Source organism: Oceanobacillus chungangensis (assembly GCF_003369565.1).
GTDB lineage: Bacteria > Bacillota > Bacilli > Bacillales > Amphibacillaceae > Oceanobacillus > Oceanobacillus chungangensis.
Genome location: NZ_PIOD01000025.1, coordinates 36,962 through 57,242, shown reverse-complemented (window position 1 = coordinate 57,242; position 20,281 = coordinate 36,962). Strand labels below are relative to the sequence as shown.

The 20,281-nt window shown below is 39.2% G+C and carries 19 protein-coding genes and 1 pseudogene; 5 read left to right on the top strand and 15 right to left on the bottom strand.

The window, feature by feature from the left end:
• Nucleotides 1-82 precede the first annotated feature (82 nt).
• From CWR45_RS16535 to CWR45_RS16490, 10 genes are all read right to left on the bottom strand, one after another.
• Nucleotides 83-940: an FAD binding domain-containing protein gene (locus CWR45_RS16535; protein ID WP_115750948.1), complete on the bottom strand. Its 858-nt coding sequence runs from the start codon at nucleotides 938-940 to the stop codon at nucleotides 83-85.
• Nucleotides 927-3,284, bottom strand: coding sequence for a xanthine dehydrogenase family protein molybdopterin-binding subunit (locus CWR45_RS16530; protein ID WP_115750947.1), 2,358 nt, complete (start codon nucleotides 3,282-3,284; stop codon nucleotides 927-929). Before CWR45_RS16530 ends, CWR45_RS16535 begins: the two co-directional genes overlap by 14 nt.
• Before the next feature lies 1 nt (nucleotide 3,285).
• Nucleotides 3,286-3,786 carry a (2Fe-2S)-binding protein gene (locus tag CWR45_RS16525; protein ID WP_115750946.1) on the bottom strand — a complete coding sequence of 167 codons (501 nt, stop codon included), beginning with the start codon at nucleotides 3,784-3,786 and terminating at the stop codon, nucleotides 3,286-3,288.
• Between the two features lie 31 nt (nucleotides 3,787-3,817).
• Complete coding sequence (locus tag CWR45_RS16520) at nucleotides 3,818-4,264, bottom strand: SRPBCC family protein (protein ID WP_115750945.1); 447 nt, start codon at nucleotides 4,262-4,264, stop codon at nucleotides 3,818-3,820.
• Between the two features lie 104 nt (nucleotides 4,265-4,368).
• Nucleotides 4,369-5,133, bottom strand: a complete 765-nt coding sequence (locus CWR45_RS16515) for a LamB/YcsF family protein (protein ID WP_115750944.1) — start codon at nucleotides 5,131-5,133, stop codon at nucleotides 4,369-4,371.
• An 8-nt stretch (nucleotides 5,134-5,141) separates the two neighbouring features.
• The gene (locus CWR45_RS16510; RefSeq protein ID WP_115750943.1) at nucleotides 5,142-6,497 is read right to left on the bottom strand and encodes an acetyl-CoA carboxylase biotin carboxylase subunit; all 1,356 of its coding nucleotides are present in this window, start codon (nucleotides 6,495-6,497) and stop codon (nucleotides 5,142-5,144) included.
• A gap of 21 nt (nucleotides 6,498-6,518) precedes the next feature.
• Complete coding sequence (locus CWR45_RS16505; protein WP_115750942.1) at nucleotides 6,519-6,764, bottom strand: acetyl-CoA carboxylase; 246 nt, start codon at nucleotides 6,762-6,764, stop codon at nucleotides 6,519-6,521.
• Nucleotides 6,765-6,825: 61 nt separating this feature from the next.
• A complete protein-coding gene (locus CWR45_RS16500; protein WP_115750941.1) occupies nucleotides 6,826-7,800 on the bottom strand; it encodes a 5-oxoprolinase subunit C family protein in 975 nt (324 codons plus the stop codon).
• Entirely contained in the window at nucleotides 7,797-8,672 is an 876-nt protein-coding gene (locus CWR45_RS16495; protein ID WP_425453638.1) for a 5-oxoprolinase subunit B family protein, read from the bottom strand. Before CWR45_RS16495 ends, CWR45_RS16500 begins: the two co-directional genes overlap by 4 nt.
• Nucleotides 8,673-9,122: 450 nt before the next feature.
• On the bottom strand, nucleotides 9,123-9,338 hold the full coding sequence (locus CWR45_RS16490; RefSeq protein ID WP_115750940.1) for a hypothetical protein: 216 nt from the start codon (nucleotides 9,336-9,338) through the stop codon (nucleotides 9,123-9,125).
• Nucleotides 9,339-9,431: 93 nt separating this feature from the next.
• Here CWR45_RS16490 and CWR45_RS16485 point away from each other — a divergent pair, with 93 nt between their 5' ends.
• Together CWR45_RS16485 and CWR45_RS16480 are read left to right on the top strand one after the other, a co-directional pair.
• Nucleotides 9,432-9,635, top strand: a complete 204-nt coding sequence (locus tag CWR45_RS16485; RefSeq protein ID WP_115750939.1) for a hypothetical protein — start codon at nucleotides 9,432-9,434, stop codon at nucleotides 9,633-9,635.
• A gap of 349 nt (nucleotides 9,636-9,984) precedes the next feature.
• Nucleotides 9,985-10,305: a YflT domain-containing protein gene (locus tag CWR45_RS16480; RefSeq protein WP_115750938.1), complete on the top strand. Its 321-nt coding sequence runs from the start codon at nucleotides 9,985-9,987 to the stop codon at nucleotides 10,303-10,305.
• Between the two features lie 192 nt (nucleotides 10,306-10,497).
• Here CWR45_RS16480 and CWR45_RS16475 read toward each other — a convergent pair whose 3' ends face one another.
• A complete protein-coding gene (locus CWR45_RS16475) occupies nucleotides 10,498-11,067 on the bottom strand; it encodes a biotin transporter BioY (RefSeq protein WP_115750937.1) in 570 nt (189 codons plus the stop codon).
• A 566-nt stretch (nucleotides 11,068-11,633) separates the two neighbouring features.
• Between CWR45_RS16475 and CWR45_RS16470 the strand changes: the two genes are divergently transcribed.
• Both CWR45_RS16470 and CWR45_RS16465 read left to right on the top strand, forming a co-directional pair.
• The gene (locus tag CWR45_RS16470) at nucleotides 11,634-11,834 is read left to right on the top strand and encodes a cold-shock protein (protein ID WP_115750936.1); all 201 of its coding nucleotides are present in this window, start codon (nucleotides 11,634-11,636) and stop codon (nucleotides 11,832-11,834) included.
• 158 nt (nucleotides 11,835-11,992) lie between these two features.
• The gene (locus CWR45_RS16465; protein ID WP_115750935.1) at nucleotides 11,993-12,184 is read left to right on the top strand and encodes a hypothetical protein; all 192 of its coding nucleotides are present in this window, start codon (nucleotides 11,993-11,995) and stop codon (nucleotides 12,182-12,184) included.
• Between the two features lie 274 nt (nucleotides 12,185-12,458).
• On the opposite strand, the gene ppc is transcribed toward CWR45_RS16465, so the two are convergent.
• The 3 genes and pseudogenes from ppc to ku all read right to left on the bottom strand — a co-directional run bounded on the left by ppc (nucleotide 12,459) and on the right by ku (nucleotide 17,265).
• Nucleotides 12,459-15,209, bottom strand: coding sequence for a phosphoenolpyruvate carboxylase (ppc, locus tag CWR45_RS16460; RefSeq protein ID WP_115750934.1), 2,751 nt, complete (start codon nucleotides 15,207-15,209; stop codon nucleotides 12,459-12,461).
• A 254-nt stretch (nucleotides 15,210-15,463) separates the two neighbouring features.
• Nucleotides 15,464-16,192: pseudogene (gene trhA, locus CWR45_RS16455) on the bottom strand (PAQR family membrane homeostasis protein TrhA).
• 230 nt (nucleotides 16,193-16,422) lie between these two features.
• Complete coding sequence (gene ku, locus CWR45_RS16450) at nucleotides 16,423-17,265, bottom strand: non-homologous end joining protein Ku (protein WP_115750933.1); 843 nt, start codon at nucleotides 17,263-17,265, stop codon at nucleotides 16,423-16,425.
• A 103-nt stretch (nucleotides 17,266-17,368) separates the two neighbouring features.
• Here ku and CWR45_RS16445 point away from each other — a divergent pair, with 103 nt between their 5' ends.
• Complete coding sequence (locus CWR45_RS16445) at nucleotides 17,369-19,168, top strand: DNA ligase D (protein WP_115750932.1); 1,800 nt, start codon at nucleotides 17,369-17,371, stop codon at nucleotides 19,166-19,168.
• A gap of 15 nt (nucleotides 19,169-19,183) precedes the next feature.
• Here CWR45_RS16445 and CWR45_RS16440 read toward each other — a convergent pair whose 3' ends face one another.
• Complete coding sequence (locus CWR45_RS16440; RefSeq protein ID WP_115750931.1) at nucleotides 19,184-20,179, bottom strand: histidinol phosphate phosphatase domain-containing protein; 996 nt, start codon at nucleotides 20,177-20,179, stop codon at nucleotides 19,184-19,186.
• Nucleotides 20,180-20,281 lie beyond the last annotated feature (102 nt).

Sequence of the window (20,281 nt, the reverse complement as noted above, 5' to 3'; positions counted from 1 at the left end):
TAGCAGCATTCAATGGGACAAATAGGTCTGGGAACGACAGTAAGATCCCATCGTTTCCCAGCCCTATTTCATCTAAAGCTTATTAATCTAATAAAGAAGAAATTGCCCTTCTTGTGTAAACACTGCATAAATTTCTTCGATAGGTTTCAGAAGCAAATAAGTCACTGCCGATATCACCGTCGTCAGCAGCAAGCTTCGATGCCTGTGTAATCACATCTTCTGTTAAAGGTTTGCCAATCAATTCCTGCTCCACTGATTTCGCTCGGTAGGCGACATCACCAGAACCAGTGATTCCAATTCGAACATAGTCTGCCAATCCATCGCTATTTACTCCCAATACAACGGCAACCCCTACAACCGGATAACCTGTCGCTGGATGAAAATATTTCAAATATGCCGATTTTGCATTAGATGGTGGGATTTCAAAGCTGATGCTCGTCACCACACTGTTTTCCGGCAAGGCTGTAATAAGTGGTCCCAAGAAAAAACCATCGATATTAATAACATCCAGTCCGTCCTCACCACTAATAATCAGATTAGCATCAAGCGCTAAAGCTGGTGCTGGTAAATCTGCGACTGCATCACCATGCGCAATATTCCCACCGATTGTTCCACGATTTCTAATTTGTATATCGCCAACCAATCTAGCAGCATCTGATAGTACTGGGATATGCTCTTTGATTATCGGATTCTCAGCAACTTCACGATGGGTCATCATTGCACCAACGATCACACGGTCTCTTTCTAGCCGAACACCTTTTAGTTCAGGTATTCTGCTGATATCTATCAATTTACCAGGTTCTGTCACTCTAAATTTCATTAATGGGAGTAAACTATGACCACCAGCAATAATTTTTCCTTCTCCATCACTATCCTGCAATAATTGCACGACATGCTCTACAGATTCTGCACGAACATAATCAAATTTAGATGGTATCATCGTTTTCCCCTCCAGTTTGGATAATGTTCCATATTTTTTCAGGAGTAAGCGGCATCTCCACATCTGTTACACCATATGGCTGCAGTGCATCCACTACTGCATTCATTACGGCAGCAATCGAAGCAGTCGTTCCAGTTTCTCCAATCCCCTTTGCACCAAGCTGGTTTACAGGTGATAATGTTTCTGTAAAGGCCGTTTCAATGGTTGGAAAGAAACGGGCTTTTGGCATCGTATAGTCCATGAACGAGCCTGATAATAGCTGTCCCTGATCACTATAGACAATCCCTTCCCACATCGCTTGGCCGACTCCTTGGGCGATTCCGCCATGAACCTGACCCTCTGACGTAAGCGGGTTGATTACTCTTCCCACATCATCTACAGCAATGTAACGCTTTAATTCAATTTGTCCGGTATCTTTATCCACCTCGGCAACAACAATATGTGTGCCAAAAGGATAGACAAAGTTCTCTGGATCAAAGAATGCTTGTGCCTCAAGAGCTGGTTCTACACCCTCCGGCAAATTCCATGCATAGTTTGCTGACTTAGCAATATCAACAAACTTCCGTTCCATCCCAGGTACGCCGCTTATTTTAAATACCCCATCTTCAAACTCGATATCTTCTACAGACGTCTCCAGCTCATGTGCAGCTATTTTCTTCGCTTTTTCAATTATTCGATCAGCAGCGATAGAAATTGCTCCACCACCTACAGCAACTGAACGAGAGCCATATGTCCCCCATCCCATAGAAACTGCTTTCGTATCACTGAAAACAAATTCAATGTCTTCTAATGGAATGCCTAATTTATCAGAAACTACTTGAGAAAATGTCGTATTATGACCTTGTCCATGCGGTGATGTACCACTGAATACAGTCACTTTTCCTGATGGATGCACTCGGATTGTCGCATTTTCCCATACGCCACCTTGAAATCCGATAGCACCGGCAACCGCTGACGGACCGAATCCACATAATTCAACATAAGTGGAAAATCCAATGCCGACTAGCTTGCCTTCATTCCTCAATGCTTCCTGTTCTTCTCTTAGTTTCTTATAATCTAGTATTTCCAATGCTTTATTTAACGGTTTCTCATAATCACCGCTGTCATAAACGAGTCCTTGGGCGTTCGTAAAAGGGAAATCCTCTTTTTTTGCGAAATTCTTCCTTCTAAGTTCTACAGGATCCATGCCAATCTCACGAGCAAATAAATCTATCATCCGTTCGATTTGATACGTAGATTCTGGTTTGCCTGCACCTCGATATGCATCAGTAGATGTTGTATTCGTATAAACACCAAATGTCTCGCAAGCTGCCTTAGGAATATCATATGCTCCTGTAATCATCAGGCCAAAATCTATCGTCGGTACACCTGGGCCAAAGGTTGAAAGATACGCTCCCATATTAGCGGTATTTTTTACACGAATTGCTGTTAGTTTCCCATCACGTGTTCCAGCCAGCTCCACATCAATAATTTCATCTCTTCCATGGTTTGCAGCTGAAAAATGCTCGTTTCTTTCTTCAATCCATTTAACAGGCTGCTTCAGGTCTCTTGCTGCATAACCAATCAATGCCTCGTCAGGATAGACTCCAATTTTCCCGCCAAAGCCTCCACCGATATCTGGAGCGATAACTCTTAATTTTGCTTCCGAAATATCCAATACTTCAGACAGCACCATCCGATGGATATGCGGGTTCTGCGATGTACACCATAGGGTCAGCTCTCCGTTTCCAGGGTTATACTGTCCGATTGCTGCACGTGTTTCAATTGGACTAGGTGCAACACGCTGCACATTAAAGCTCTCCCGAACAACAACCTCTGCTTCCTCAATTTCTTCATCAGGAACTTCTCCTGCCTTCCAATGAAAGGCAATATTATTTTCAATATCATCATGAACAAGCGGTGCATTTTCCTGCATCGCTTCTTTCTGCCTGACAGAAACAGGCAGAAATTCATAGTCAACTTCGATCAAATCCAATACATCCCGAACACCGTAACGATCTTCCGCAATCACCAGCACAACGCCATCACCAACATAACGCACACGATCTATCGCCAGTGGATATTGGGGAGCTTCCTTTAAGTTTGAACCTGGAATGAGCCACGAAGAAGGGATGCGTCCTATTTTTCCTTCTAAATCTTTTCCTGTGTAAATTGCCACAACTCCCGGGGCTTCTAATGCCTTTTCAATATTAATGCTCTTAATCAATGCATGTGCATGGGGACTCCTGAGAATTGCAGCATGCAGCATACCTGGCAGCTGGATATCGTCTGAGAAATATCCATTTCCAGTCAGCAGCCTCGGATCTTCTTTCCGTTTAATTCTTGCGCCTACTTTACCTGCCATGTTATCTGCCCTCCCCAACGACTTGCTTTTCTTCAGCCATTAATGCTGCTGCATGTTTTACTGCACTTACAATAAATTGATAGCCCGTACAGCGGCAAATAACCCCTTCCAAGCCCTCACGAATTTCTTCGTCACTTGGTTCAAGATTTTCTTGCAGGAGACCAATTGCCGCCATCATAACACCAGGCGTACAGTAGCCACATTGCAAACCATGCTCTTCCCAGAATGCCTTTTGCATTGGGTGGAGATTTTGTACGGTTCCAAGTCCTTCTACAGTAATTATTTCTGAACCATCCACCTGAACAGCAAGCAATGTGCAGGACTTCACCACATGACCATCTACCATGACCGAGCAAGATCCACATTGACTCGTGTCACAACCAATATGTGTGCCTGTAAGCGAGAGGCTGTCACGGATAAAATGCGTTAACAACATTCTTGGTTCCACCTTCGCACTTCTCTTTTTACCATTAATTGTTACTGTTACGTTTACCTCTTCCATTAATTCTTCCACCTCCATATTTGCTTAAAATTTATGCTGCTTTCTTTGTTTCCTTGTCTACATCTTTAAAAAATTGGCCAATCACAACCTTGGCAACTCCACCAATTACGCGTTGACCAATAGATGCTAATAAACCGGTAATCTGCACTTCTGCAATACAGGTTAAAACTGTGCCTTCCGCCGTTTCCTCGAATTGCATCGCAGCATCTGCGTCGATTTCACCCGGTTTCCCCTTTGCTTTGACAAGCAAGCGATAGGCTTCTGGCTCTTCCATATCTAATTGCTGTACATCTGCCGTAAATTCACCCTTAATCGGTCCAATGTTAATCCCTAATACAGAGTGGTATTTATTTTCTTCAACTTCTTCAAATACTTTGCAGCCTGGCAATGCTTTCTGGAGTACTTCTTTGTCCTGAATCGTTTCCCATACAATGTTTCTTGGAATCCCTTTAAACGTATAAACATGTTCAATTTGCAAAAAATCACCCCATTTTCATAATAATCAGTTATTTAGAAGCGTACATTCCCTGCATTTCATCTGGAAGGGCAGTGTTCCTCCTTCCAGATGAATCAAGCAAGGCATTAAATGATTTGCTTTATCGGAACAATTTCAATGTTATTTTCATTCAAAGCATGAATGATAGCCTTTGCTAATTCCGGAGCACCTGGTGTATCTCCGTGAATGCAAATGGTCTCTGCCTCAATACTTGCATCCTTACCATCATGGGTAACTACTTTATTTTCCTTAATCATTCGAACGACTCTGTCCGCCATAGCATTATAATCCGTAATTGCTGTTCCTGTCCTCGTCAGCACGATTGAACCATTTTCAGTATGTTCTCGATCTGAATAGACCTCTTTTGCTACAGGAATTCCCATCTTAATCGCTTCCTCCATAAATTCCGAATTATTTAAGGAGAAAACAATCATATCAGAGCCGACATCATGAATCGCTTCCAGAATCGCACGTGCCACTTGCTTATCCTCCATTGCCTTCATAAATAAAGCACCATGAGGCTTGCAATGCTGAATTTTAACATCATTAACATTAGCAAACTCTCTTAATGCCCCGATTTGGTATGTAACATAATCTTTCACTTCCTGAGGAGTACATTTCATATGACGACGGCCAAATCCAAGCAAATCAGGAAAACCAGGATGAACCCCAATACCAACATTATGCTCTTTCGCAAGTTCAATCGTTCTCCTCATTACATGTGGATCCCCCGCATGGTATCCACAAGCAATGTTCGCGGAGGTGATATATTTCATCATCTCTTCATCATTTCCTTGCGTGTATAAACCGAAGCTCTCACCCATGTCACAGTTTAAATCGACCTTATACATCGAATCCCTCACTTTATTTGAATTGTATCTGCTAGTTCTTGAAGAAAATTAGTTGTATAATCTCCAAGTTCAAACGCCTCTTGTTTCATAATATTTGATAGTAATGGGATATTCGTTTTTATTCCTGCTATTTCGATTTGTGCCAGTACTTCTTTCATCTTATGAATAGCTGATTTGCGGTCTTTATCATGCACAATAATCTTTCCTATCATTGGGTCATAAAACGGCGAAACGACTGTTTTTTCAACGACACCGAATTCATATCTTGCATCGCATTCTACGAGATTCAATGTTTCAATTGTTCCTGGTGATGGAAAATATGTGACTGGATCTTCTGCATAGACCCGGCATTCAATGGCATGACCATGCTTCATAATTTCTTCTTGTTCAAGTGGCAAGCGCTCATTTGCAGCAATGCGAAGCTGCCATTCTACTAAATCAACGCCTGTAATTTCTTCTGTGACGGGATGCTCTACTTGTAATCTCGTATTCATTTCCAAAAAGTAAAAATTAGCATCACCATCAAAAATAAATTCCATTGTTCCCACATTTGTATATCCAAGATGCTTCGCTCCAGTTAAAGCAGCATTCACTAATGCTTCCCGCTGTTTTTCATTTAGGAATGGTGATGGACTTTCCTCAATTACTTTCTGGTGCCTCCGTTGAACAGAGCATTCCCGCTCAAATAAATGCACCATATTACCATGCATGTCACCAGCTACTTGTACTTCGATATGTCTCGGATTTGAAATCCACTTTTCCAAAAACACAGCATCATCACCAAAAAACTGTTGGGCTTGCTGTTTAACCGAGGAGAAGTTTTTTGTTAATTCTTCTTCTGTTTGAATCAGCTTCATCCCAATCCCGCCACCACCAGCACTCGCCTTCAGCATAAGAGGATAACCTAAGGAATCAGCAACAGTTAAGGCTTGCTCCACAGATTCCAGTCTTTTTTCCGACCCTGGAACTACAGGAATACCAGCCTCACTCATCTGTATTCTAGACTCCAATTTACTGCTCATTAATTTCATTACATCTGCCGTCGGTCCGATAAAAGTAATATTTTCCTTTTCACAACGTTCAACAAACGCTGGATTCTCTGATAAAAATCCGTATCCGGGATGAATCGCATCAGCATTTGTTCCTTTAGCTGCTTCAATGATCTTATCGATATTTAGATAGCTTTTCTTCGCTTGATTCTCCCCAATATTGACTGCCTCTGTCGCCTCTTTCACATAGGGTGAATCCTTATCAGCATCCGAATATACTGCCACCGTTTGAATGCCCAAGCGATTACAAGTACGAATAATCCTTCTCGCAATCTCCCCGCGGTTTGCAATTAAAAGCTTCGTACAAAGTCCCATAGCTGTTCACCTCCAATCTAATTATTTAACATTGATTACTGCAATTTCCTGGCCAGCATCAATTGAATCCTCATTTTCAAACGCAAAGCTTTCGATTACTCCATCAACTTCAGCCTTAATTTCAAAATAGCTCTTCATCACTTCCACTAAGCCGATTACTTGACCAGCACTCACGGCATCTCCTTCATTGACATACACATCTTCATCTGGTGATGGCCTTCGATAAAATACTCCTGGGATTGGTGATAATACCTTTGATTGACTCATATCTGACCCTCCAATTATTTGATGATGTTCAAAAAGTCCGGAATATCCTATATAACGTAAATTATTTACTTAGGTTTTGTTTAATTTCTGCTAGTTTTTCCTTCACTTCATTTCTTGCTGCCAGCGCTTCATCAATATCGACCGAAACAAACCTGACCGTTTCATTCGTCTTCACTTGTCCAAGCTTATTTAAATCGGCGCTGATAATTGTTGCAATTGTTGCATATCCTCCACCTGTTACAGCATCATTTAATAATGCGATCGGTTCTACACCATCAGGAACTTGAATGGAACCAATTGGATAACCTAAATCCACCACATTGGAAGGATTGCTTCCTGCACCAAAAGGCTGCTCCCGTTCTACAAAATTCAATCTTTCCCCTTTAAAGCGGTAACCCACTCGATTCGCTTCTGGCGTAACTTTCCAATCAATCGAGAAAAATCTATCCTTGCTCTCTTCTGTAAGGCGATAGCTGCAAAGCCCTAGTACGACACGAATTTCATGATGCTTATCGAACGATGGAATAAGATGGTCCGCTATACGTGTTCCAGGCTTAACATCCCGGATTTTTTCATTACCAACTTCAAGCTTGTCATTTACCTGAAGCTTTCCTCCATTGAGGCCACCAATACCACATAAAGTATAAGTTGAGCGCGAATTCATTATTTCCGGTACATCAATACCACCAGCTACAGCTAAATATACTCGTGCCCCTTGTTTAACAAAGTCAAATGACAGCTTGTCACCAGCTTTTATTTCTAAGGCTTCCCACATTGGTACAGATTCTCCATTGATTTTCGGTGGGATTTCTCCACCTGTTACCGCAATTATCGTATCCTCCTGAAATTCGAGTTCAGGTCCTAAATATGTAATTTCCAATGATGCAGCGCTTTCATTATTTCCAACAAGTAAATTCCCAGCAGTATATGAATATTTATCCATCGCACCAGATGGCGGCATTCCAACTTCATAAAAACCAATTCGACCTGTATCCTGAACTGTTGTCTCTAACCCCGGATTTATTACATGGATCATGCGTACAACCTCCTTAACACTTCTTCGGAAAACCCTTTTGGATCATCGAGTACTTGTTTAGGTGTAAATGTAATATCCTTCGTCAAATAACGAAACGTTCCATCTTCCACTGTTTTCCTTATTTCTTCATATTCCTTTTGATCAATACTGCGATATCTGAAAATATCTCCCTGTCTAGGGAATGTGATCGAATCCTTGAAATCATACGTCCGTTGGTCCTTATCAAAAATAGGAGCAGCAGCCGTACCGAACAGCTGATACCCGCCAGCACCCTGAACCGGATAAATTACCGTAAACGCACCGCCTAAACCAAATGCCCGCTCTGGAGTAAATGTCCGTGGACGAACATACTTCGGTGCTTCTATCTGCCGCTCGCGGGGAACCATTTGATAACACCATGGGAGCCCTGGAACGAACCCAATCATCGATACGAGATATGGGCTATCTGTGATTGCTTTTATTAATTCCTCTTTCGAATCAAAGCCATTAATTCGTGCTACATATTCTAAATCAGTAGAATCAGGATCCTGATGGCGATCGCGGAAACGCATCAACGCCTCATGTGTCCAAGGATCATCAAAAAGCACAGGAACATCAACCATACGAGAAGATATTTCAAAATCATCAATGGAAACAGACTGTTCCAGCTCTTTCAATTTACTTATTAATTTATCAGGATGAATACGGTCTGGATCAAAACGGATCATATAAGATGCATTCGAAGGACAAATGTCCAGGATACCTGGTAAATTCTCCTCTTTTAATTGACTCGTGATGGCCATAGCTTTAAAGTTTATGTTCAAATCCATCGTCTCTGATAATTCAACGAAAACAAACTCATCTCCACCATATTCATATCGTGCCACTGTCACATCACCTCTCCTTAATATCCAATCCAATAGTTTGGCGGAATCCCCCTTGTCCAAACCTTCAGAAAGTTATTAATTTTATTTTACTTTGATTTGTTAGATTTGCAAAGCTATTTGGCAAGTAGCTTCCATTAATAGATTAATAACCTAAATCAATTTTTAAAATTATAAATTTAATGATTAGTATGTCAATAATTATGCAATTTTTAAAGTACCAGATTAATATATTTATTGGTACCAGCGGGATGGTTTCTTTGGTTTGTTGGTTGTTTGTTAGGGGTGTTCTCTCTCTTCAATCGAATCATTATCTGGAATTGCAGTGGCAAAGCCAAATACACATTACAGCTTCTGATAAGTGCTACTAGTATCCTAAGATATGAATGTATTGTCTTCCCCATATAAACCAGTTTTAGAGGGCTTTCCACCTTGTAGAAAGCCCTTTTTACATCTAACTTAATAATCCTGCTTTTCCCCTTCTTTCATTGAAGCTTCCGCAGCAAGATCATCTTCTTCAACTTTTTTAAACCCCTTATCCAATCTTCCGGCATTTTCAATGTCTCCGGAAGCCATATATCCTGCTATTTCTGCATTGGAAGTAGTACCGTATAGACCCATTCCACCAAGTGCTACATTTATATTTTCTTCTTTTTCACCTTTTTTCTTACCCATTTTTTCACCTCCTTATAGTAATATATCCAAAGCCATTCTCTTCTATAGATTAGATAATGCAATTTTGGATAGATTAACAAATGAGGTGATAACATGGTTCTAAATAATAAAGATAAAAATAAACAAACAGAGTTGGAGCGTGAAAGGATAAGTGTCCAAGCAAAATTAGGCAGGAATTCCTTATTAGATATAGATCATAAGGCTTCCGGTGATTCCGTTAATGAACACCGTACATTAGAATCAGCGAATGCATCTATTGCAGAAGATATCATTAAACAGACATTCAATAATTCTTAATTGAAACCTAATGATTTCATCTCTCCAACAGGGGCAGGTTCCAGTATATGCTTATAGGAACATTAGAAAACTTGGGATTCGTCAGGCTTATATGACGTTATGCCTTAAATACAATTATGCAGCTATTTTCTTTCCTGCCCAGAAAAGATGACTGACTGTCCTTTCAACTTCATAGAACGCAAAAGAAGAGCCTTCTCAGTTCTTCTTTTTTCTTTGACAATATTTCTTTCTCCATACTGCTTTCTGGAAAATTCACTTCCTCCATGTTTCATCATTTTGCAAAACGGTTATACATAACTAAGAACAGTTGATAAATAATATCTGAAACTTATATAGGAGGAATAAACAAATGGAAAATGTACATGTAGTCGAAAATGGTGTTCAAGCAAAAGAGAAAATTGATCAGCTAATGGCATTGGGGTATACGAAAGAAGAGATCTATGTCCTTGCCCACGAAAAGGATCGTACGGAAGACTTATCAGATGGATTAGATGTTAATGAAGTGGGACTTAAAGAAGAAGGAGTTTTTGATAAAGTAGCCAATGTCTTCCGTAAAAGAGGGGACGAGCTTCGTTCACAGTTTGAAAATCTTGGATTAACTCAAGCAGAAGCTGAAAAATATGAAGAAGAGCTCGATAAAGGCCGCGTTGTAATAGTTGCAAAAAAATAACAGTATAGCATGAAAATAGCATTACCTTACCATAAGGTAATGCTATTGTTTTATGTAATTCTGCAAAAGAAAGTTAAAATGTAAGGTTAATAAAAAGTTGGGAAGGAATCCTTTATTTAAACTAAATAGTTTCAATTGAGTCTTTCTTCTTAGACAGTCTACTTTCTTAGTTTTAAATAGAAAATCAACTCATCAGGCTACTTCCTTATTTTCCCCAATGACAAGTTTCGCCTGGATAAGTCTTCTTCTAACTGTTATCCCAATCCAACTTGCTAGATATGCTTTGATTAACCCAACGACTATAAATGGATATACCCCCGCAATAAATGCTGCATTCCAGCTCATGTCCAAAACAAATTTTAACTGAATAGTACCAAAAAATAAGGTTACAACCATTCCTACAATATTTGCAATTAGTGCTATAGGTATTGTAAATCTTGTTTTTTCTAAAATTAGTCCAGTAATAAAAGCTGCTGCAATAAATCCAAAAATATAACCACCAGAAGGACCGATTAAAACTTGCGGCCCTCCGCTAAAGCCACTAAATACGGGAAGACCTACAGCGCCAATTGCAGCATAACAAACCATTGCTAGTGCACCTTGACGAGATCCAAGAATTGTTGCTGCAATACCAACTGCTAGGGTTTGACCACTTATTGGAATAAGCGGAAGGGGGATCTCTACTTGTGCTAAAATCGCTGTTACCGCAGCAAAGATGGCACAGTTTAGAATAACTCTCAGTTTCTTACTTTGGTTATCCATTCTACCAGCTCCTTTTCAATTACCAATCGAAACACATTTTAAATTTTCGGATAATTGGATTATAGTAAACTAAGATAGTGTTGTCAACCAATTATTTTATAAGTTGACAATGATCCTTATTTACTTATCTTTGGAAGAGAGTTATTAATGAATGATTATCAAAACACACTATAATGTACTGAGTATCTCCACTATTAGTATCCACATCCTCACGACTTATGGACAGAGGTTACAAATAACCTGAATAGTGCCTTTGATAGTTGATCAATGATAAATTAACTTATGCTGGCATTTTCCGGCAAAAATAAGGAAATCCCCTAATAAGAGATTCCATACCTACCCCCTATAACCTTTCAAATTATGACAAAACTGGGGAAGTGACAGGCATCTTAAAAAAGGGGTATCTTTTTTTCTATCATGTGTTATAATAAGATTAACTTATTGATGTTCGTTTTAGCAAAACAAGATATTTGTAATAACTTCTTAGTGATTATCTTCGTCTTGAATTATTATCTTGAACCAAAAAGTAATAAACGTGCTATAAAGCACACATGGAGGAATTTTTTATGAGTAAAGGTACAGTAAAATGGTTTAACGCAGACAAAGGCTTCGGTTTTATCGAAGTTGAAGGTGGAGAAGATGTATTCGTACATTTCTCAGCAATTCAAAGCGAAGGTTTCAAATCATTAGATGAAGGCCAAGTAGTTACTTTCGATATCGAAGAAGGCAACCGTGGACCACAAGCAGCAAACGTTGAAAAAGCGTAAATAAATATTTTGAAAGCTCTTCTCATATGAGAAGAGCTTTTTTATTTTTTAGGAGTGCTAATTTGGATATAAACAATCAAGGGAAATAATGCAATTACAGAGTATGAATGCTATACTTACTGAATGAATAATTGGATCCTAAAGGAGTTAAGAAGCAGATGAAATATTATACATCTCACATGAAAAAACTAGTTATGGCAAATGAAGAATTACAAATAAAGTTGAAAAAAATAATGAAAGAGCATGACCTTGAGAAGAGCTTCGCACTTAAGGCTTTATACCATGCTGAAGTTGCTTCAGGCGGTAAATATCAGGAAGCATACCGGGAACTTGACTTGCCTAATAGGTAGGTCATTTTTTGATTAATTTTGCTGAACCAATGTACGTTCCTTAGGGTGGTAAAGTAGAAGAAAAGTTCTAGAGTAATGTCTTATTAGAAAAGTAAAAGAGGGAAAACCGCCTGAATTGCTGTCACTCTTTCACATAATTAAGTGATTAATCCTCAATCTAATAGAAGCCGTCCAATAGCATAAAATAAGATGAAAAAAGACCGAGTATCTCTACTACTCGGTCTATGCCTTAGATTTTTGTGGGACGAGGTGCCTGTCCCCACGTCCCTGCAAATCAACCTACATTAACCAACCCGGCTGCGACCCCATTGATTGTCAGCAACACATCCGTTACCAGGTCTTCTGGTGGGTTTTCTGTTTCTCTTAATTTCCGAATCAAATCTACTTGCAGGAAATTAAGTGGATCGACGTATGGATTGCGAAGATGAACAGACTCTTGTATATTTGGCGAATGGCTGAGTAATGCCTCGTTGCCGGAAATTTGCAGCACCGCCTCTTTTGTCCGCTCATATTCATCAACAATATCTTCAAATATCCGTTTTGCTATTTTAGGATCTTCAACTAATTCTAAATACTCCTTGGCACTAGTCATATCACCTGTAAGCAGGGCCTTTTGCAGATTATTAATTGTTACATGGAAGAATGGCCATTCTTTATACATCGTTTGCAAGATTTCTAAATTGTCCTCTTCCTTCTCAATAAAGGATTGCAAACCTGTGCCTGCTGCATACCAAGCAGGAATCATATGTCTGGATTGTGTCCAGGCAAATACCCAAGGAATAGCACGCAAGTCTTCAAAACGTTGACTGTTTTTCCTGCTCATCGGCCGCGAGCCGATATTTAATGCATCCAATTCTGTTAGTGGTGTTGCTTGATGGAAATATGTCAGGAAGTCAGGATCGTCAAACACAAGCGATTGATATTTTATCAAGGCCTTTTCTGACATAGCTTCCATTGCCAATTCCCATTCCTGTTTACGTAGTTCTACCATATCAGGGACACTTGCAGCTCTAACACTTGACTCAAATAGTGCAGAGGCCGCCTGCTCCAAATTTCGATAGGCGATATCTTTGAGTAAATATCTGGAAGAAAGCACTTCTCCCTGTTCTGTGATTTTTACTCCATCTCCCAAGGTCTCCACCGGTTGAGAAAGGATACTTGTATTCAATGAACCGCCTCCACGGCCTAATGATCCACCACGTCCATGGAAGAATTTCAAATGAATATCGTATTGTCTTGCGATACGATGGATTTCTTTCTGGGCTTTAAATAACTCCCAGTTTGCACTTAATGTACCGCCATCCTTGCTCCCATCCGAATAACCAAGCATGATTTCCTGGTGATTATTACGTACTTCAAGCTGTTTACGATAGAAACCTGTTTCAAATAATGCTCGCATGATTTCTGATCCAGCTTTCAAGTCATCGATTGTTTCCAATAATGGTGCAACATCAAGATCACTTTCCACTGTTCCATCTGGGTACAGACGATAGAGTCCCGCTTCTTTAGCAAGTACTAAAACTTCCAGAAGGTCACTTGGAGCCTCCGTCATGCTGATTAAATAAACCTCGATCGCACGTTTACCAAATTTCTCATGGGCACGTTTGATCATTCTAAAAACATCCAGCATCTCTCGGGTCGCTTTAGAATATCGATCACTGGAAAGCAGTAGAGGCCTTGGATCGCTCAAGACTTGAATTAATACCGTTTGTTTCTCTGCTTCTGTCAGAGCGCCATAATCATCTGCAACATGAACAGCGTTTAAAATTTCATGGACTGCCGCTTCGTGTTCTCTGCTATGGTTTCGGATATCCAATGTGGCTAAATGGAATCCAAACATCTCGACTTGACGTATTAATTTTCGAATGGATTTCAACTTTTTAGTTCTTGGTAAATGTGCCTCTGAGCTCTCCAGAATTTCTTTAAGGTCATCCGCTAACTGCTCTTTATTGTGATAACCATGTGCTGATTTTCCTATTTCACGCAGGCGTTTTAGAATAACTCTAAATTTGCGTCGATATATCTCCGACTTGATACGCCATCGCTCATCCTCATTTAAATAAGTGTTTTCATCAACCTTCACCTGATCGATAAATTGCTGATCAATGGAATTGCGTTCACTCGATTGGCTAAACCGCTTGAATAACTCAACAAGGGACGTTTCATATTTTTTCAAAATCAGTGCCTGTTGCATTTCTAATGTCTTCCAAGTGATTTCTGGTGTCACATACGGATTCCCATCCCTGTCCCCACCAATCCAGGAGCCAAATCGAATAAAATTCGGTACCTCCCAATCTTTTTCAGAAATCTGTTCCTCTAACTCCATCTCCAATTCCCAAAATATATCTGGCAATGTATCAAATAAGGTATGTTCGAAATAATAAAGGCCATTTTTCACTTCATCCAACACTTCAGGTTTCTTGTGCCTTAATTCATCGGTATGCCATAATGCCATGACTTCATTAAATAAGCTATCTTTTAAAGCTGCTTTTTCCTTTTTTGTGAGGAGCGGATTGTCCAATTTCTGTAAATTTTCAGATATTCGTTTTTGTATTCCTAGAACGGTTCGCTTCGTTGCCTCTGTTGGATGAGCTGTCATGATCAATTCAATCGATAAATCATCCAGCACATTCTGAATTTCATCATCGGTGAGGGAATATTTGCTTACCTTACTGACTGCTTTTTCCAGGGAAAAGGATTGACTTGTTCCCTCCTTAAGTAAATACTGGCGTCTACGTCTGATGCGGTGGTTTTGCTCCGCAACATTAATTAAGTGAAAATAGATAGAAAAAGCACGAATCACCTGCTGACGCATTGGGACTTGTATATTGCTAATTTCTTTTTTAAGTGCCATATATGTCTCTTCATCGAATTTTTTACGGTTACTTTTTGTCATTTCTCGTATTGTTTCGACTTTATCAAATAGCTCTTTACCACCATGGAGGACTAAAATTTCGCCTAAGATGTTTCCAAGCATATTGACATCTTTCTGCAATAAGCTATTTTTATCGATTGTCTCTACCATTTTTCCCCCTCCTTCTTTATAATATTACAATTATACCATTTATATTAATATTTAATAAAGTCTAAATACGAAGGTACCCAATTTTGATATAAATAAACTAAAAGGATGCAGGGACACAGGGACAGGCACCCTGACCCATATTCTTCAACAATAGTTGTTTAATGATTCTCCCCCTGTATCGGAAAGATAGTAAAAAAAGACCAAGTGTCCCTAACACTCAGTCTAATCCATTTTTTGAGACACGGTGCATGTCCCTAAGGCAATAAATACAGTAAAACACAAAAATAATGACAAATCGTGCCAATTAATACAAACAAATGCCAGACAAGATGATGATAACGAAAACCTCGCCAAACATAAAAGATTGCACCAAACGTATAAAACAATCCACCAACAACTAGTAATACTACTCCATTAGGAGCAAGATTTTCTATAATTTGCCTCCATCCGAGGACAACTATCCAACCCATTAATACGTAGAGCAATGTAGAGGTATGGAGAAACTTCTTAGTAAAAAAGGCCTTGAAAACAACTCCACCGACAGCAGTCCCCCAGACAATACCGAACATTGTCCAACCGAGTGTTCCTTGAATCACATGAAAAATAAATGGAGTATACGTTCCAGCAATGAATAAATAAATCGAGGAATGATCGAAAATCTTTAGAAAACTTAGTTGTTACCAATCCTTTTGGGTGACAGCTTAGTTGCACTTATGTAGTAAGAAGTATTTTATACTTTCTTAACTACCAAATAAATCCTTTGCCTTTCCTTGGGGCAGGGCATGAACCAATGTAGAGGAAATATACAGTAATAGCATTGTTGTTCCAAAAATCGTAAAACTAACAACATGCCAGGCCGTTCCGTTCATAGTTGCAGCAACGATTAATACGACTAAGCCTCCAATACTGAATAATGCGCCTATTCCATGCGTAACTGCATTTGCGATTTCTTCGCCTTTTGAAAAAATATGTGTATTTGCCATTATCATCATTCCCTAGTACAAAAGATTTGAAAAGCACATTAAACTCGTGCTCACAGAAAAACTGCGTTACTTATACTAAGTATATCAGAAGGACAAAGATTGGTAATGGCTATATATTGCACAAAAAAATATCTCCAGTTGGAGATATTTTCTTTCGACAAATAATAACAAAACTCGAGAAGTGACAGACACCATCTAAACACTGACAGCATATAAGCCAGACACCTCCCTTAAGTCGCTACCTTCTTCTTCTTCGCCGCAGTCGTTTTTCGTTTTGGCTGACTTGGTTTTGGCTTGTCTTTTTTCGCTCTTTCCAATGATGCTTGGAGGGCATCCATTAGGTTTGTAACATTATCTGGTACAGGTTTATCTTTTGCAGTTGCTGTTTGCGCATTGTTTTTCTTTTCTTCAATTAAATCCAGTAATGCGGTACGATAGTCATCATTATATTTTTCTGGTTCAAATTCTGTTGTCAGTTGCTCAATCAACATTTTTGCAACGTCCAATTCTTTTTTTACAACTTTTACATCCTCAGGAATGTTTGTGACATCCTGGACACTTCGAACCTCGTCAGGATAATGAATGGTCTCAACAACGAGCGTATTTTTATATACTCGGATAACTGCAAGCTGCTCCTTTGCGCGAATAATCATTTTAGCGATTCCAATTTTACCAGTATCGTTCAGCGCTGTACGCAACAAGCCATAGGCCTTACTGCCGCCTTCATTTGGTGATAAATAATAACTCTTTTCAAAGTAAATTGGATCAATGTCTTCTAATTTGACAAAGTCAACAATTTCAACAGCTTTGTCCTCCTGTTCTTTTCGCAATGCCTCTATCTCTTCTTCATCCAGGATAACAAACTTATTTTTCGCATATTCGAAAGCTTTCACAATATCTTCATTTTTTACTTCCTTTTCGCATACCGGGCATACTTTTTCATACTTCACTGGTGATTTACATTCTTTATGCAGCTGTCTTAATTTGACATCTTTATTTTCAGTAGCTGCATGCATTTTCACTGGAATATTTACTAAACCAAAGCTGATTGTTCCCTTCCACATTGTATGCAATTTAAAACCCCTCCTTCATCTTTAGTTTGTTGCTGCAATAATTTTCTATTCTACCGGTTATTATTTCCGAAATTAGCCACTTTATTAATAGGGGGTGCTTGTAATGGATATCATGAAGCCAGTTATTAATTCTGACGTTCCACTGGGTGCAGAATGGATTTATGAGATTAAATATGATGGATTTCGCTGCGTTCTTGAGTGGGCTGCGGACGGAACTGTGCTGTTAAAAAGCAGAAATAATCATGATTTAACGGCAAACTTTCCAGAGATTGAAGCATTTTGTTTAGAAATTTATCCTACAATCAAAGCCTATTTGCCATTAACGCTGGATGGTGAGCTCGTAGTATTAAACCACTCGTATCAGGCTAACTTTTCTCAGATTCAAAAAAGAGGGAGGTTGAAAAATAAAGTATCCATCCAAAAAGCAGCTCATATTCGTCCTGCCCAACTGATCATATTTGACCTGCTGGAATTAAAAGGAAAGTCTTACCGTATGCAAAAGTTATCGGTGAGAAAAATTGGATTGGAAAGCTTGTTTAGAAAACTAAAAGGAGACCGTCTCAAGCTGGTCGAGTCGTTTCAAAGTCCAGAAGCAATCGAGAAAGCAGCATTTGATTTTAAAGCAGAAGGAATGGTTGCGAAACGGACAACAAGCACTTATATAAATGGAAAACGCCATCATGATTGGCTTAAAATTAAAAACTGGCGAAAAATACAAGTTTTTCTAACTGCTTATGATATGAAAAACGACTATTTTCACGTAGGTGTGTTTCATGAGGAAAATGTAAAAGCGATAGGAAAATGCAAGCATGGACTGGACGCCGAATCGTTTCAAACATTAAAACAATTATTTTTGACAAACGGCAAAAAGCAGGGGCAGCTTTACATGTTACCCCCAGCTGTTTGTGCTTCGATTCACACGCTTGATCTATATAAAGAAGAATTGCGGGAACCTCAATTCGCTAATCTATTACCTCATATTAAACCAGAGGATTGTACTTTTGAGAAATTGCAATTGGATTTGGCAATGCTTCCTGAAAGTATCGATTTAACAAATACGGAAAAAGAATTATGGCCTGATGTGCATTATACAAAGGGAAATCTCCTTACCTATATGCGTGAAGTTTCTCCATACATGCTCCCATTCCTTGAGAATCGATTACTAACGGTTATTCGGTGCCCAGACGGAATCGATCAGGAGCATTTTTTCCAAAAACATCTACCAAGTTATGCACCTGACTTTATTACTACTATTCCGTCAAAAGATGGTAATGCATTTATTTGCGATCGTTTGGAATCTTTGATTTGGTTTGCGAACCATGGTGCAGTTGAATATCATATCCCCTTTCAAACGGCCCATAGCTCCGTTCCTTCTGAAATTGCGTTTGATCTTGATCCACCTGACAGGGAGCATTTCCATCTCGCTATCCATGCAGCACAGCTCATTAAATCGTTATTAGATGAACTTTCCCTTACGTCGTTTGTGAAAACATCGGGCAATAAAGGGATACAGATTCACATTCCAATTCGCGAAGGAAGCATGACTTACGAAGAAACCGCAACCTTTACGCAAGCAATTGCATTTACGATTGAGAATACTTATTCCGACTATTTTACAACGGAGCGAATGAAAAATAAGAGAAATGGCAGATTGTATCTTGATTATGTGCAGCATGGAAAAGATAAAACGCTAATTGCACCTTACTCACCTCGGAAGACAAAGGATGGAACCGTAGCAACGCCCTTATTTTGGGATGAAGTGAAAGAAGGATTAGATCCGGGACAATTTACAATTGGCAATGTAATCGAACGGGTAAAGCAATTCGGATGTCCTTTTGCAAATTATTTTACGCTTCATTCCATGCAAGATATGCGGAAGGTTTTGAAATTGGTCAGGGAGTGAGGGGGACGATCCCCCCTACAATCCTTTCATTATTCGTTGTTTATGCTCGAAGGTTGCGATTTCTTTGATGCCTTTTTCCAGTAGCATATTTTTAATATCATTAGAGTAGATGCCTAGGTCATTTGGGAAATGAGAATCAGACGACATCGTAAACTTAACTCCTTCTGCGATTAATAAATCAAGGAATGTAGTGCTCGGGCACATTTCTTGTACCGGATATCGATAGTACAGTCCCGGATTTATCTCAGTTGCAACATCATTCGCCACTAGAGTCCTCGCTACATCACGATACATTTCAATCAGGATTGCTTCGTCTGGACGATAATTAAACACCTTCATATTATCTAGATGTGCGATGAAGTTAAACAGCTTACTATTTGCTGCGTTTTTTACCGTTTCAAAATGATTCCTGTACAATTCCTTTAAATCATATTCCTTAAATTTATGCTGAAGTTCAGGATTATCAAAGCCCCATCCATCATAAAAATGCACAGAACCAATGATATAATCAAAGTCATAGCCGCTTAGAAGTGATGCGAGCTCTGCTTCTCCTCCATTGAAGTAATCGGCCTCTATGCCTAGCTTCAACTGTATACCCTGTTCTGACCATATTTCTTTTTGAGATTGAATAAAGGATACAAATTCATCCAAACTTCTAACCATTACTTTATCAAGCCATTGTGCTTGCTGAGCACCGATTTCATCTGAAGTAACATCCATATATTTTTCAAAATATCCGCGCGTTTCTTTGAATCGATAAAGATGGTCAACAATCCCTACCTCTTTAATTCCTTTGGCCAATGCTTCTTCTAAATAAAAATCAAGCCACCACTTGGAATACTCACTCTCTGTTAAACGTTTGCTCATTAAATCCATAGATTGAATGAGCCATTCTTTCGTATTTCTTGGGGAATTTCCCCCTTCTCGATGCTCCATGGCTTTTAGACTTTTCTCAACAAAAGAGAAAGAATACGGGCCTTCTTCTAGATGTATATGATAATCAACTTTCATAATGTTGTACGACCTTTCTTTGTATAGATGATTAAACGTCCTATCTGGAAACGAAATAGCCTAACAGCAAAATTCTCACACGATTACATTCGAAAAAAAACT

What these genes read in the sequence shown, in the direction of transcription:
- CWR45_RS16535 (WP_115750948.1), bottom strand. Translation starts at nt 940, where the DNA reads ATGATACCATCTAAATTTGATTATGTTCGTGCAGAATCTGTAGAGCAT.
- CWR45_RS16530 (WP_115750947.1), bottom strand. Translation starts at nt 3,284, where the DNA reads ATGGCAGGTAAAGTAGGCGCAAGAATTAAACGGAAAGAAGATCCGAGG.
- CWR45_RS16525 (WP_115750946.1), bottom strand. Translation starts at nt 3,786, where the DNA reads ATGGAAGAGGTAAACGTAACAGTAACAATTAATGGTAAAAAGAGAAGT.
- CWR45_RS16515 (WP_115750944.1), bottom strand. Translation starts at nt 5,133, where the DNA reads ATGTATAAGGTCGATTTAAACTGTGACATGGGTGAGAGCTTCGGTTTA.
- CWR45_RS16510 (WP_115750943.1), bottom strand. Translation starts at nt 6,497, where the DNA reads ATGGGACTTTGTACGAAGCTTTTAATTGCAAACCGCGGGGAGATTGCG.
- CWR45_RS16505 (WP_115750942.1), bottom strand. Translation starts at nt 6,764, where the DNA reads ATGAGTCAATCAAAGGTATTATCACCAATCCCAGGAGTATTTTATCGA.
- CWR45_RS16500 (WP_115750941.1), bottom strand. Translation starts at nt 7,800, where the DNA reads ATGATCCATGTAATAAATCCGGGGTTAGAGACAACAGTTCAGGATACA.
- CWR45_RS16490 (WP_115750940.1), bottom strand. Translation starts at nt 9,338, where the DNA reads ATGGGTAAGAAAAAAGGTGAAAAAGAAGAAAATATAAATGTAGCACTT.
- CWR45_RS16485 (WP_115750939.1), top strand. Translation starts at nt 9,432, where the DNA reads ATGGTTCTAAATAATAAAGATAAAAATAAACAAACAGAGTTGGAGCGT.
- CWR45_RS16480 (WP_115750938.1), top strand. Translation starts at nt 9,985, where the DNA reads ATGGAAAATGTACATGTAGTCGAAAATGGTGTTCAAGCAAAAGAGAAA.
- CWR45_RS16475 (WP_115750937.1), bottom strand. Translation starts at nt 11,067, where the DNA reads ATGGATAACCAAAGTAAGAAACTGAGAGTTATTCTAAACTGTGCCATC.
- CWR45_RS16470 (WP_115750936.1), top strand. Translation starts at nt 11,634, where the DNA reads ATGAGTAAAGGTACAGTAAAATGGTTTAACGCAGACAAAGGCTTCGGT.
- CWR45_RS16465 (WP_115750935.1), top strand. Translation starts at nt 11,993, where the DNA reads ATGAAATATTATACATCTCACATGAAAAAACTAGTTATGGCAAATGAA.
- ppc (WP_115750934.1), bottom strand. Translation starts at nt 15,209, where the DNA reads ATGGTAGAGACAATCGATAAAAATAGCTTATTGCAGAAAGATGTCAAT.
- CWR45_RS16445 (WP_115750932.1), top strand. Translation starts at nt 17,369, where the DNA reads ATGGATATCATGAAGCCAGTTATTAATTCTGACGTTCCACTGGGTGCA.
- CWR45_RS16440 (WP_115750931.1), bottom strand. Translation starts at nt 20,179, where the DNA reads ATGAAAGTTGATTATCATATACATCTAGAAGAAGGCCCGTATTCTTTC.